The sequence below is a fragment of the Streptomyces caeruleatus genome (genome assembly GCF_001514235.1).
Taxonomy (GTDB): domain Bacteria; phylum Actinomycetota; class Actinomycetes; order Streptomycetales; family Streptomycetaceae; genus Streptomyces; species Streptomyces caeruleatus.
In genome coordinates, this window is the sequence record NZ_KQ948946.1 from 89695 (window position 1) to 102958 (window position 13264).

The following is a 13264-nucleotide window of genomic DNA, read 5'->3' on the forward strand; positions in this document are numbered from 1 at the left end:
TGCCGTCGACGGTCGTGCCGTCAGCCGTCAGCCGTCAGCCGTCAGCCGTCAGCCGCCGTGCCGTCAGCCGACGTTGAGCCCCGCGAGCTCGCCGAGCGGCAGCGTGTGCTGGGTCTGGAGGACCTTCGCGCGCAGGTAGCGGACGTTGTCCGGGGTGGCGAAGACGCCAGTCGGGACGCGGTCTTGGACCTGGATGCCGAGGGCGCGCAACTGGTCGGCCTTGTCGGGGTTGTTGGAGAGCAGGTCCAGTTCGCCGATGCCGAGGGCGGCGAGCATCTGGGCGGCCGCCGTGTAGTCGCGGGCGTCCTCGGGCAGGCCGAGGGCGGCGTTCGCGGCGTAGGTGTCGAGGCCCTGGTCCTGGAGGGCGTACGCGTCCAGCTTGTTGTAGAGCCCGATGCCGCGGCCCTCCTGGCGCAGGTACAGCAGCACGCCGCCGCGCTCGGCGATGCGCTCGACGGCCTCGCGCAGCTGGGGGCCGCAGTCGCAGCGGGCCGAGCCGAAGACGTCGCCGGTGAGGCACTCGGAGTGCAGCCGGACCAGCGGGGTGGCGCCGGGGGCCGGGTCGCCGAGGACGACGGCCACGTGCTCCAGGCCGTCGGTCAGGCCGTGGAAGGTGACCAGTTCGGCGTCGACGCGGTAGCCGTCCTGGAAGCGCAGCGGGACCCGGACGCGGGCGCGCTGGGTGGCGGCGGCGGTGAAGTCGGGCATGCGGGGTCTCCGGGTTCCGTACGGGGGCTTGCTGCTTCAGATTTGAAGCAGCTCCTCGGTCAGGACCCTACCCCATGCTTTAAATTTGAAGCAACCAGTTTGTCGTACGGGTCACAGGCCGGGCCCGGGCCTCACGACTCCCGCTTCACGAACAGGACTTGCCCGAACGCCGCCGCCAGGGCACGTCCTCCGCGGTGGGGCGCGCGTCCTCCCCCTGGAACCCCTCGGAGACCGCTGTGAAGATCTCCTCCAGCTGCCCGACCTGCTCCGGGGTCAGCCGGTCGAAGAGCAGCGCCCGTACCGTCTCCACATGACCCGGCGCAGTGCGCTCCAGGACGCGCATCCCGTCCTCGGTGAGCGTCGCGATGCTGCCGCGCTTGTCCCAACGGCAGTCCTCGCGCCCCACCAGCCCGTCCTTCTCCAGCCGCGTCACGGCGTACGTCAGCCGGCTGCGGGTGATCTTCAGCTCTTCCGCGAGGTCGGTCATGCGCAGCTTGCGCTCCGGAGTCTCGGACAGGGTGGCCAGGATGGAGTAATACAGATGGGGCATGCCGGCTTCCTGCTGGAGCTGCCGGTCCAGCGCGTCCTCCACGAGGGCGACGGAGGCGATGTACGCGCGCCAGGCGCGCTGCTCCTCGGGGGAGAGCCAGCGAGTCGTCATGCGACCAGTGTAGGTTTGTTTCAAACTTGAACCAAGCCCCAGGCTTCCGACCCGGGAATCCCGTCCCGGGATTCCGCCCCGAGACCCCTGACCCGGAGAGCGCGCCGATGCCGTCGTACCCCTACGTCCTGCTGTCCGCCGCGGTCTCCCTGGACGGCTACCTCGACGACACCGGCCCCGACCGCCTGCTGCTGTCCAGCCCGGCCGACTTCGACCGCGTCGACGAGGTACGGGCGTCCGTCGACGCCATCCTGATCGGCGCCGGCACGATCCGGGCCGACAACCCCCGGCTGCTGGTGAACTCGGCCGAGCGGCGGGCCGCGCGCAAGGCGGACGGGAAGCCGGAGTACCCGCTGAAGGTCACGGTCAGCGCGTCCGGCGAACTGGATCCCACGGCGAACTTCTGGCACACCGGCGGCGAGAAGATCGTCTATACGACGGAGCGGGGCGCGGAGCGGCTGCGCCGGGTGCCGGTCGCCGCGGACGTGGTCGCGCTGGGCTCTGACCTGGACTGGCGGGGCCTGCTGCGCCACCTGCGCGAGGCCCGCGGGGTCGAGCGGCTGATGGTGGAGGGCGGCGGCACGATCCACACGCAGCTGCTCCAGCAGGGCCTCGCCGACGAGGTCCAGCTGGTGCTGGCGCCGCTGTTCGTGGGGGATCCCAAGGCGCCGCGGCTGTTCGGCCCGGGGGAGTACCAGGGCGGACGGCTGCGCCTGCTGGAGACGCGGCGGATCGAGGACGTCGTACTGATGCGCTACGAGCCCACCGCGCCCGGCGCCGGTGTGCTGCCGTCCGCCGCCGACCGGAGATGGCTGGCGCTGGCGTGCGAGCTGGCGGCCGAGTGCCCGCCGTCGGGGACGGCCTTCAGCGTCGGGGCGGTCGTGGTGGCCGCCGACGGGACCGAGCTGGCGCGCGGCCACTCCCGCGAGGGCGGCGACCCCGTGGTGCACGCGGAGGAGGCGGCGCTGGCGAAGATCGCGCCCGGAGACCCTCGTGTGACGTCCGCCACGGTCTACACCAGCCTGGAGCCGTGCACGCGCCGCGCGTCCCGTCCCGTGCCGTGCGCGCGCCTGATCCTCGCCGCCGGGGTGCGCCGGGTGGTGACGGCCTGGCGGGAGCCGGACACCTTCGTGGCGGGGGCCGACGGCAGCGGGCTGCTGGCGGGGGAAGGGGTGGACGTGGTCGTCCTGCCCGAGTACGAGGCCCGGGCCAAGGCCCCGAACAGCCACCTCCTGCCGTGACACCGGCGCCCTGAACACGCCTCGGAAAACGCCGCTCGCGGCGGCCCCGGGAAACGCGTGTGCTTTCCGTCCCGCGGATGGCGTACTATTGAGTCATCGCCGCGGGGTGGAGCAGCTCGGTAGCTCGCTGGGCTCATAACCCAGAGGTCGCAGGTTCAAATCCTGTCCCCGCTACTGAAGACTCAGGGCCGGAACTGAAAAGTTCCGGCCCTGAGTGTTTTCCACGACTCTCCATGGTTTTCCACGGCGGCTTTTCTGCCCGGCCGCCCGCTGGCCCGGCCGCCCGCTGCTCCGGTCGGCCCTCACCACTCGCCCCCGGCCCCGCCTTCGGCAACCCTGGTGAGGTGGAGGAACGGCGGATCTCGTACGCACGCCGGTTCGTCCGGCTGCTGCCCGCCCTGCTGATCGCCGCCGGATGCGGGTACGACTACGTCACGCCCACGGATTTCACCGGCGCCCCCTTCTTCACCGCCGCGCCCCTGGTCGCCGCCCCGCTCTACTCGCAGCGCGGCACGGTGCTCACCGGCGTCGTGGCGGTCGGCGCGCTGCTCGTGCTCCGCGCCAGTCTGGGCGGCCTGCCCCGGGCCGAGGTGATCACCGAGCTGGTCACCGTGGTCACCGTCTCCGTCCTCGCCGTCCTCATCAACCTCCTCGTCCGCCGCAGCGACGCCCGCCTCGCCTCCGCCCGCGCCATCGCCGAGGCCGCCCAGCGCGCCGTACTGCCCGAACCCGCCGAGCGGATCGGCGGCTACCAGATCGCGGCACGCTACGAGGCGGCGCAGGAGGGCGCCTTCATCGGCGGTGACCTGTACGCGGTGCAGGACAGCCCGCACGGTGTGCGGCTCGTCGTGGGGGACGTGCGCGGCAAGGGGATGGGGGCGGTCGGGATCGTCGCCGTGGTCATCGGGGCCTTCCGGGAGGCCGCCGAGCAGGAGGTCACGCTGGAGGCGGTGGCGCAGCGTCTGGAGCGGGCGCTCGCGCGGGAGCGCACGCGGCGCGAGGGGGTGGAGCCCGCCGAGGGGTTCACCACCGCCGTCCTCGCCGAACTCCCGCACGGCGACGGGATCGTACGCCTGGTCAACCGTGGGCATCCCCCGCCACTGCTGCTGTACGCCGACGGCACCGTGTGCGCGCTGTCCGCTCCCGAGCCCGCCCTGCCGCTGGGCATGCGGGAGCTGGGAGCCTGGCCCGACCGGGCTCAGGAGGCCGGCTTCCCGACCGGTGCGACGCTGCTCGTGTACACCGACGGCCTGTCCGAGGCCCGGGACGAGACGGACCGGTTCTACGACCCCGAGACGGGACTCGCGGGGCGGGCCAACGCCCGGCGCGAGCCGACCGCGCTGCTCGGCGCGCTCGCGGCGGAGGTACGCCGGCACTCCGGCGGCGGGATGGCGGACGACATGGCCCTCATCGCCGTACGCCGTCCCTGAGGCAGGAGTCTCCGAGAGCCTCATGGAGATCTTGTGGAGCCACACCCGTGATCGTTGTCACCAACGGTGATCGAGTGACCCCCCTCCGCATAACAACTGACATACCGTCAATGCCTGTGTGGCCCCTGAGGGCTGGCCAACTCGCCCGAATTAGGCCGCTCATGACCTGTAAGTCCAGGCGAAAAACGTTAATGATCAAGTGGAACAGCTTGGAATCCGCACCCCCCGTCTATTAACGTTCGATAACGCAGCGCGGTCGTCCCAGCCGTCACAAGAGGCGGCTCCGTGCGCACGCGCCGAATCCCGCAAGGGAACCGGGGAACCACCACCTTGGGGTGAATCGCACGGATACCGCCGGGAACTCACGGCCGGTATACGCGCGTAGGAGACCTTCCTGCTCCGAACCCGTCAGCTAACCCGGTAGGCGAGAAGGAAGGAAAGGAGTACGCCCACGTGGCGTCCAACCGGCCTGCCCCGCAAGCCCCGTTCGTGCCGAACCAGCGCACCACCGAGACCTTCGGCTACGACCGCCATCGCACCGACGAGGGCCCGTTCGAGGAGTGGAACCCCACCGCGGAGTCCATTCGTCCGGTACGCGGCAGGCATCGCGTCTCCAAGCAGCGCGGCGGGGGACTCGCCCGCAGCTCCACGGTTCTCGGCGTCGGTGTCATAGCCGCCGTCGGCGCGGGCGGCATGGCCAGCGCCAACAGCGGCAAGCCGCCGGTGGCCATCACCATGCCGGACCTGCCCCTGATCTCCGACGACGACGCGGCTCCCGCCGAGGACGCCGGTACCGCCCTCAGCACCATGGGTGCGGCGACCGACGCGACCACGCAGGACGCCACCGACGCCGGCGAGGCGCTGCGCAGCCGGATCATGGCGCAGGCCGAGCAGCAGCAGGACCAGATCGAGAGCAAGGCCGCCGCGGCCGCCGTCGCCGCCGCCGAGAAGGAGGCCGCCACCGCGGCCGCCAAGGCGGAGAAGGAGGCCGAGGCCAAGGCCGCCGCCGCCAAGGCCAAGGCCGAGGAGGAGGCCCGCAAGAAGGCCGAGGCCGAGCGCCTCGCCGAGCTGGCCAAGCAGTACACGCTGCCGACCTCCTCGTACACCATCACCTCGACCTTCGGTCAGGCCGGCGCCTACTGGTCCTCCGGCTACCACACGGGCCTCGACTTCGCCGCCCCCACGGGCACGCTGATCAAGGCCGTGCACAGCGGCACGATCACGTTCGCCGGCTGGGACGGGTCGTACGGCTACAAGACCGAGCTCACCCTCGACGACGGCACCGAGATCTGGTTCGCCCACCAGTCCTCGATCAGCGTGAGCGTCGGCCAGAAGGTCAACACGGGCGACGTCATCGGCCGCGTGGGCGCCACGGGCAACGTGACCGGGGCCCATCTGCACCTTGAGGTCCACCCCGGCGGCAGCGCGAGCGGCATCGACCCGATGGCGTGGCTGCGCGGCAAGGGGCTCACTCCCTGAGGCTTCGGGGGGTGCGGTGGGGGCCTCGCGGAGGGATGTCTTCGCGGGGCGGCTTTGCGCCGGTCCTGCTCTGAGGCCGTCCTGCTCTGAGGTCGTCCTGCTCTGAGGTCGTCCTGCTCTGAGGTCGTCCTGCTCTGAGGCCGTCCTGCTCTGAGGCCGTCCCGATCTGCGGCCGCCCTGATCCCCGGCGGTCCTGGCGACAACCCCCCGACGTCAGGGCTGCCGGTTCCCGGAGCGTCGGGCTCCGCTTGTTTACGGGAAGTTTGCGACGGTGCCGGAAGAGGGGCCTCCGGCCAGGACGTTGATGCCGAGCATGACCGCATCACTTCGCAAGCTCGGCTCCTCCGACCTCGAGGTCTTCCCGCTCTCCCTCGGCGGCAACGTCTTCGGCTGGACCGCGGACGAGGCCCAGTCCTTCGCTGTCCTGGACGCCTACACGGCCGCGGGCGGCAACTTCATCGACACGGCCGACTCGTACTCGGCGTGGGTCGAGGGCAACGCGGGCGGCGAGTCCGAGACCATCATCGGTAACTGGCTGAAGGCGCGCGGCAACCGGGACGACGTCGTCATCGCCACCAAGGTCAGCCAGCACCCCGACTTCCAGGGCCTGACCGCGGCCAACATCAAGGCGGCCGCCGACGCCTCGCTCCGCCGCCTCGGCACCGACCACATCGACCTCTACTACACCCACTTCGACAAGCCGGAAGTGCCGGTCGAGGAGATCATCGGCGCGCTCGACGACCTGGTGAAGGCCGGCAAGGTGCGGCACATCGCCGCGTCCAACATCTCCGCGCAGCGTCTGGAGGCCTCCCTGGCCTTCTCGGACCGGGAGGGCCTCGCCCGGTACGTCGCCCTCCAGCCCCACTACAACCTGGTCTCCCGCGACACCTACGAGGGCGAACTCCAGAACCTCGCCGAGCGCGAAGGCCTGGCCGCCGTCCCGTACTTCGCGCTGGCATCCGGGTTCCTCACGGGCAAGTACCGCCCCGGTACGACGGTCCAGAGCCCCCGCGCCGAGGGCGCCGCCAAGCACGCCGCCTCGGAGCTCGGCCAGAAGGTCCTCACCGCCCTCGACGAGATCGCCGCCGCCCACGACGCCCCGATCGCCACGGTCGCCCTGTCCTGGCTGGCAGCCCAGCCAACGGTCACCGCCCCGATCGCCTCGGCCCGCACGGTGGACCAGTTGCCGGCCCTGCTCGGGGTGGACGGCCTGAGGCTGACGGAGGAGGAGGTGGGGAGGCTTGCGGAGGCGTCGGCCCGCCGCTCTTGACCAGCCGCTTCGCAGCCGTGGCGGTCTGCTCCCCCAGCGGCCCCGAGGGCACCGCGGCGTGGCTGTAGCCGTTGGTGGGAGGTAGGCCTCGGGGCGTACGCGGGGGCGCGTCGTCGCGTCCTACTCATCCGGGTCCCAGGCGCTGAGCTGGTCGAAGAGACGTCGGTCGCCGTCGAGCCGCAGGGAGTTGAACGGGATACGGTCGTGCAGGATGAGGACCAGCTCGTCGGCCGTGCCCCGGGCGGAGGCGTTGGCCGCGTCCGGGTCCTGGTCGGCAGCGGTGGCCGATATGGCGCCGGGCCCGGGGAGACGGGCGGTCCGTGCGCCGTCGGCGGAGAGCGAGAGGCGCCAGGAGCGGCCCTCGGAGGCGTGGAAGTCGATGGCAGCGGGCTCGTGCGGCCAGGCACTCGTCGTGGCGACGCAGGTGGACAGGAACTCGTCGACACCGTCGAGTGCCACCTCGGCCGGCAGCGGCTGCGGGGCACCCACGGTGATCTGGGCGTCGTAGGTGTGCACCGCCATCTGCTGGAGCTGGTGCCGAGCCACGGCACCGGAGGTCTGCGGCGACTGCGAGGTCCCCCACCACGTCCAGCAACCGCGATCCGGGCCGGCCTCCCGCAATGCGTCCAGCAGTTGCTCGGTGGACTCCGCCAACCAGGTCAGCAGGGCCTCGCGCTCCCGAGGCGCAGCCGAGGCGCCCTCCGCTGCGGACTTGGCCGGAGCAGGCCCCGCGGCGACGGTGGCGGCCCAGTCGCGGCGCCCGTCGCCGATGTGCTCCGCCAGATCGAACAGCGTCCACTCGGGGCAGGTCGGCACCTGCGCGTCGAGGCTGGGCGCGGAGGCGACCGCGGCGATGAAGGCAGTCGACCGTTCGTCGATCAGTCGCAGCAGATCGGGGAACTCAAGTGTCGTTGTCACCCGGACTCTCTATCACCGCCTTCCCACCATCGGACAGCGGTTTTCACAGCCGGCAGCGCGGGAGGGCCGAGGGGGGGCGAGGCGCGTTTCCGCAGGTCGCCGCACCGGCCCCACCCGAACCGAGCCGATCCCAGCTCACGTCCGATACGGGTTGTACGCGGGGTACGGCGCCGCCCCGTGTCCCTGCCAGTGACCTTGCCCTGGCCAGTGCCCTTGCCCTGGCCAGTGACCCACCCCCGCATACCCGTACGCGGCCCACACCTGCACAGCCACCCCTTCCAACGCAGCCCGCTCCAACACCCCCCGGGCCACCTCCCGCCGCAACCACAACTCCTGCAACAACTCCCGCTCCCGCACCACGAAGTCACCCCCACCCCGCCCTCGCCGCCCCCGCCGCCGCAGAAACGCCAACGACGTCGCGTACCCCTCGTACTCCGCCACAGCCCGCGCAGCCCTGCGCCCCCCGAGCCGCCGCGCATACGTCCGGGCCACCCGCCGAGCCCGCATCGAACCGAGCGCGTACGGCTCCCCGGGCGCCAGCCACCCGGCGACGACGTAGGCGGGAAGCTCCTCCCGCACGGTCCGCAGCTCCCGTTGCCGAGTCCAGATCACCAGCCACGTCAGCAACCCGAACGCGGGCGCCATGAAGGCCGCGTACACCGCGAAGAACCCGAACTCGCCGAAGCTCGACGAGCCGTTCCACAGGGCGTGCATGCCCATGGCCAGCAACAGCCCGGTGAGGGGGAGGAGAACGCGCCGCACATGCTGCCGCTCGCCCGACAGCGCGGCGATACCGAAGCCGATGCCGGTCAGGACGGTGAAGAGGGGGTGCGCGAAGGGCGACATGATGACGCGGACGAAGAAGGTCGCCGCGGTCACGGAGGCGATGCCGCTGTCGCCGGAGAGCTGGTCGGTACCGAAGGCGGTGCCGAGGTAGAGGATGTTCTCGGTGAAGGCGAACCCGGTGGCGGTGACCCCGGCTATCACCACGCCGTCGACGATGCCGGTGAAGTCCCGTCGCCGGAAGAGGAACACGAGCAGTACGGCCGCGGCCTTCGCGATCTCCTCCACGACGGGCGCTATGACGGTCGCGCCCAGGGTGTCCGCATGCGACGGGTCGGCGGTCGCGGTGGCTATCCATCTCGTGGCGAAGCTGTTGGCGACGATCGCTATCAGCGCCGCCGCGCAGGCACCCCAGGCGAAGGAGAACAGCAGATTGCGCCAGGGGCCCGGCTCGACCCGGTCCAGCCACCGGAACGAGGCGACGAGCAGCGGCACGGGCAGTACGGCGAGCCCGAGCCCCACCAGGAACCCTTCGGTGCCGGTCTGCTCCCGCACCAGGGCGAGGATGACCAGCCCGGAGAGCGCGAGCAGTGTGCTGAGCGCGCCGTAACGCACCCACCGCTTGTGCCACCAGTGCGCGTGCCGCGGTGCGCCGCCGGTGGGGCCGGTGGGGCCGGTGGGGCCGGTGGGGTGCGTCGGGTACGGGGGACAGGTGGCCACGGCATTGACCCTAACGAGGCAGGGGCGCCGCCCGCAGCAGCGCGAGGGGCTCGGGCGCCGGTGGGGTTTGCTTGCTGTTGCTACCGCTGTACGCGGCGGAAGAGCAGGTCGTTCACCACATGACCCTTGTCCAGTCCCTGTCCCTCGAAACGGGTCAGCGGCCGGAACCGCGGACGGGGCGCGAAACCGCCGTCCTCCTGGGTGTTCTCGAAGTCGGGGTGCGCGGCCAGCACTTCGAGCATCTGTTCGGCGTACGGCTCCCAGTCGGTCGCGCAGTGCACGACGGCACCGGGCTTCAGCCGGGTCGCGGCGAGGCTCAGGAACTCGGGCTGGATGAGCCGCCGCTTGTGGTGCCGCTTCTTGGGCCAGGGGTCCGGGAAGTAGACGCGCAGCCCGTCGAGCGAGTCCGGCGCGAGCATCTCGCGGAGCAGGATGATGGCGTCGCCGTTGCCGACCCGGACGTTGGACAGCCCGTTCTGGTCGGCGAGATTGAGCAGATTGCCCTGCCCCGGGGTGTGGACATCGACGGCGAGGATGTTGGTTCCCGGGTCCCCGGCGGCCATCTGCGCGGTCGCCTCGCCCATCCCGAAGCCGATCTCCAGCACCACGGGGTTGTCGTTCCCGAACAGCTCGGCGAGGTCGACGACCCGCTGCCCGTCGATGTCGAGCCCCCACTTGGGCCACAGCCGCTGCAACGCGTCCGCCTGCCCCGCGGTCACCCGACTCCGCCGCGGCTGAAAACTCCGAATCCGCCGCTCGAAGTGCGACCCGGCCGGATCGGCCTTGGGCCCGTCGGGAAACCGCGGCTCCCCCTTGGCCCGGGTGTGCCGAACGGGAACACCGGGGTGATGACCGGCATCCCCGGCGTGCTCGGGCTGGGGGGCGTCGGAGGCGTTGAGAGAATCAGACACAGTGAAACCGATTTTACGGGCCGCCCGGCCCCTCTCAGCCCGTCCGGCGTCTGAGGACGAGCCGCACTTTCAGCCCGTCCGGCGTTTGCATTTTCAGCCCGTCCGGCGTTTGAGGACGAGGCCCGAAGGGCCGACAGGGGGTCTGGGGGGCGCAGCCCCCAGCGGGGTCGAAGGGGCGGAGCCCCTTCAAGGGATGGGACGGGTAGGGGCGGCGGGGGCGAAAACCGAGCCCCGCACCCCCACCCCACGGCCCCCCCACTCACGCAGCCCCCAACACCCCCAACACCCGCCGAGCCACCTCCCTCCCGATCGGCAGCGCAGCGGTAGCCGCAGGACTCGGCGCGTTCAACACATGCACAGCCCGTACCCCCTCCCGTATCAAGAAGTCATCCACCAGCCCCCCGTCCCGCAACACGGCCTGCGCCCGCACCCCTGCCGCGGCCGGCACCAGATCATCCGAGGTCACCGCAGGCAACAACCTCCGCACCGCCTCCGTGAACGCCCCCCGCGACACCGACCGCCGCAACTCCCCCGCCCCGTACCGCCAGTGCCGCCGCGCCATCCGCCACACCCCGGGCCACGCCACCGTCGCCCCGACCTCCCGCGGCCGTACGACCCCCCACCCGTACCCCTCCCGGGCCAGCGCCGGCACCGCGTTGGGCCCGATGTGCACACCGCCGTCGATCCCGCGCGTGAGATGCACCCCGAGGAACGGAAACGCCGGATCCGGTACCGGATACACCAGCCCCCGCACCAGCTCGGGCCGCGCCAGCGAGTAGTACTCCCCCCGGAACGGCACGATCCGCACCTCCGGCTCGTCCCCCGTCATCCGGGCCACCTCGTCGCAGTACAGCCCGGCACAGTTCACCAGCACGCGTCCCCGCACGACGTCCCCGCGCGTGGTCCGCACCGCGACCCCGAGCTCCGCCCGCCGGTCCACCCGCTCGACCTCGGCGCCGTACCGGATCTCCGCCCCGGACGCCTCGGCCAGCTGCCGCGCGACCCCGACGAAGTCGCACACGCCCGTCGTCCCGACGTGTATGGCGGCCAGCCCGCGCACCTCCGGCTCGTAGTCCGCGATCTGCGCGGCGCCCAGCTCCCGGACCGGAATGCCGTTCTCCCGGCCGCGCTGCACCAGCGCGTGCAGCCGTGGCAGCTCGGCCCGCTCGGTCGCGACGATCAGCTTGCCGGTGACGGCGTGCGCGATGCCGTACTCGGTGCAGAACTTGACCATCTCGGCGGCACCACGCACCGCGTACCGCGCCTTCAGCGACCCCGGCCGGTAGTAGATCCCGCTGTGGATGACCCCGCTGTTGCGCCCCGTCTGGTGCCGGGCCGGACCCGGCTCCTTCTCCAGGACGGTCACCCGCGTCCCCGGCGCGGCACGCGTGATCGCATACGCCGTGGACAGCCCGACGATCCCACCGCCGATGACGAGCACGTCACAGTCGTAAGCGAGCGTCCGCACCTGCCCCACCTCCCGGTTTCGATAATGCCTTGCGCCACTGACAACGCACTCAAACCCAAGGGACCACCGCGCTGGGACGGGGATGCCCGGCCCGGTGCCTCGGCGTGACGGTTCCCAGGGGGAACCTTGGGCAAGGGCGGGAAATCCGGCCACTCGTCCGCCGTGATCCCGCCACGAGCAGTTCACGCGCCGCTTCGACGATGCGGCCAGATCACCTCGGACTGCCGCCTCGGTGCGACGCAGCGGCACTGAACGAAACGGCACCTTCATGAGACGCCTGCCCCCGGCCCTGACTCCGGCCCTGGCCCTCGGCCTCGCCGCCCTCCTGGCCACCGCCCCGGCCGCCCCCGCCGGCGCCGCCACGAACACCGCCACCCGTGACAGCTACGGCACCAAGGCGACCTACGCCCCCGGCCAGAACGCCCGCACCTACCAGCGTCCCCCGGCCGGCTTCACCCCCGTCTTCACGGAGAACGTCTCCCGCCACGGCTCCCGCGCCGCCACCGACGGCGAGGACGCCGACCTGGTCCTGGCGCTGTGGAAGAAGGCCGGGGCGGCCGGCCGGCTCACCGCGAAGGGCCGGGCGTTCGGCCCGAAGGCGCAGGCGCTCCAGAAGGCCATGAGCACCGTCGGCTACGGCGATCTCAGCGGGCGCGGCAAGCGCGAGATCCACGACACGGCCGTCCGGACGCAGCGGCGGCTGCCGGGGCTGTTCAAGAAGATCGCTGGGGAGAAGGAGAAGATCGACGTCGTCAGCTCGGGGCAGGGCCGCGCCGTCGACAGCGCGAACCTGTACGCGGCAGGCCTCGCCGAGGCCGACCCGGCCCTGAAGCCGCTGATCGGCCCGACCCGCACGGACGTCGACCTGCTGTACTTCCACAAGGCGGCCGGCGGTGCGGCCTACCGGGACTACATCGCGAACGACCAGCGCCTCGCGAGCACCCTGAAGTCGATCACCGACCAGCCCGCCACCCACCGCGCTGCCCGTGACGTACTGAAGAAGCTCTTCAAGGGCGACTTCGTCGACCAGCTCTCCGACGCCGACCGCGTGGCCGCCGCCACGGCCGTCTACAACCTGTACGCCATCGCGCCCGCCATGAGCGACGAGAGGCCCGGCGGCAAGGGCTGGGGCATGGAGCGGTTCCTCTCCAAGCGGGACGCGGCCTGGTTCGGGTACCTGAGCGATGTCGAGGACTTCTACGAGAAGGGCCCGGGCTTCGCCGGCAGCGACATCACGTACAAGATGGCGGACGTCCTCCTCGACGACTTCTTCAAGCAGGTCGAGGCCAAGCGGGCCGGCACCAGCGACCTGGGCGCCGAGCTGCGCTTCACCCACGCCGAGGAGATCATCCCGCTGGCCGCGCTGATGGGCCTGCCGGGCAGCACGAAGGGCGCCACGGCAGAGCGCCCGTACACCTACGCCGACAACGCCTGGCGGGGCGCGTCCGTGGCGCCGCTCGGCTCGAACGTCCAGTGGGACGTCTTCCGCAAGGCCGGGACGGGCGGCAAGGCCGACACCTACCTGGTGCGGATGCTCTACAACGAGAAGGAGACCGCCTTCAAGGCCGGCTGCCACCCGATCGCGAAGAACAGCGCCTTCTACGACCTCGACGAGCTGGAGCGCTGCTTCGGGCGCACGAACAGCGCGTCGTGACGTGTCATGACGTGTCGTGTC

At 71.6% G+C, this 13264-nt stretch carries 11 protein-coding genes, 1 tRNA gene and 1 riboswitch; of the genes, 6 read left to right on the forward strand and 6 right to left on the reverse strand.

Going from position 1 to position 13264, the window contains the following annotated elements:
* Nucleotides 1–63 precede the first annotated feature (63 nt).
* A complete protein-coding gene (locus AQJ67_RS41535; protein ID WP_062724860.1) occupies nucleotides 64–708 on the reverse strand; it encodes a GTP cyclohydrolase II in 645 nt (214 codons plus the stop codon).
* Between the two features lie 145 nt (nucleotides 709–853).
* Nucleotides 854–1369, reverse strand: coding sequence for a MarR family winged helix-turn-helix transcriptional regulator (locus AQJ67_RS41540; RefSeq protein WP_062724862.1), 516 nt, complete (start codon nucleotides 1367–1369; stop codon nucleotides 854–856).
* 107 nt (nucleotides 1370–1476) lie between these two features.
* Here AQJ67_RS41540 and AQJ67_RS41545 point away from each other — a divergent pair, with 107 nt between their 5' ends.
* From AQJ67_RS41545 to AQJ67_RS41565, 5 genes are all read left to right on the forward strand, one after another.
* A complete protein-coding gene (locus AQJ67_RS41545; RefSeq protein WP_062724863.1) occupies nucleotides 1477–2610 on the forward strand; it encodes a dihydrofolate reductase family protein in 1134 nt (377 codons plus the stop codon).
* A 100-nt stretch (nucleotides 2611–2710) separates the two neighbouring features.
* Nucleotides 2711–2784, forward strand: a tRNA-Met gene (locus AQJ67_RS41550).
* 170 nt (nucleotides 2785–2954) lie between these two features.
* Nucleotides 2955–4040: a PP2C family protein-serine/threonine phosphatase gene (locus AQJ67_RS41555; protein WP_062724865.1), complete on the forward strand. Its 1086-nt coding sequence runs from the start codon at nucleotides 2955–2957 to the stop codon at nucleotides 4038–4040.
* Nucleotides 4041–4324: 284 nt separating this feature from the next.
* Nucleotides 4325–4482: riboswitch (cyclic di-AMP (ydaO/yuaA leader) on the forward strand.
* A gap of 11 nt (nucleotides 4483–4493) precedes the next feature.
* On the forward strand, nucleotides 4494–5519 hold the full coding sequence (locus tag AQJ67_RS41560) for a M23 family metallopeptidase (protein WP_062724867.1): 1026 nt from the start codon (nucleotides 4494–4496) through the stop codon (nucleotides 5517–5519).
* Nucleotides 5520–5832: 313 nt separating this feature from the next.
* Nucleotides 5833–6789 (forward strand): aldo/keto reductase, encoded by a 957-nt coding sequence (locus AQJ67_RS41565; RefSeq protein ID WP_062724868.1) that lies wholly within the window; start codon nucleotides 5833–5835, stop codon nucleotides 6787–6789.
* A gap of 120 nt (nucleotides 6790–6909) precedes the next feature.
* Here AQJ67_RS41565 and AQJ67_RS41570 read toward each other — a convergent pair whose 3' ends face one another.
* The 4 genes from AQJ67_RS41570 to lhgO form a co-directional block, all read right to left on the reverse strand.
* Nucleotides 6910–7707, reverse strand: coding sequence for a maleylpyruvate isomerase family mycothiol-dependent enzyme (locus tag AQJ67_RS41570; protein ID WP_062724870.1), 798 nt, complete (start codon nucleotides 7705–7707; stop codon nucleotides 6910–6912).
* Between the two features lie 135 nt (nucleotides 7708–7842).
* Complete coding sequence (locus AQJ67_RS41575) at nucleotides 7843–9210, reverse strand: PrsW family intramembrane metalloprotease (RefSeq protein ID WP_062724872.1); 1368 nt, start codon at nucleotides 9208–9210, stop codon at nucleotides 7843–7845.
* 80 nt (nucleotides 9211–9290) lie between these two features.
* Nucleotides 9291–10121, reverse strand: a complete 831-nt coding sequence (trmB, locus tag AQJ67_RS41580; protein ID WP_208615139.1) for a tRNA (guanosine(46)-N7)-methyltransferase TrmB — start codon at nucleotides 10119–10121, stop codon at nucleotides 9291–9293.
* Between the two features lie 259 nt (nucleotides 10122–10380).
* Nucleotides 10381–11589 carry an L-2-hydroxyglutarate oxidase gene (lhgO, locus tag AQJ67_RS41585; protein WP_244190779.1) on the reverse strand — a complete coding sequence of 403 codons (1209 nt, stop codon included), beginning with the start codon at nucleotides 11587–11589 and terminating at the stop codon, nucleotides 10381–10383.
* A gap of 268 nt (nucleotides 11590–11857) precedes the next feature.
* On the opposite strand from lhgO, the gene AQJ67_RS41590 reads away from it, so the two are divergent.
* On the forward strand, nucleotides 11858–13243 hold the full coding sequence (locus AQJ67_RS41590; RefSeq protein WP_062724878.1) for a histidine-type phosphatase: 1386 nt from the start codon (nucleotides 11858–11860) through the stop codon (nucleotides 13241–13243).
* Nucleotides 13244–13264: the final 21 nt, after the last annotated feature.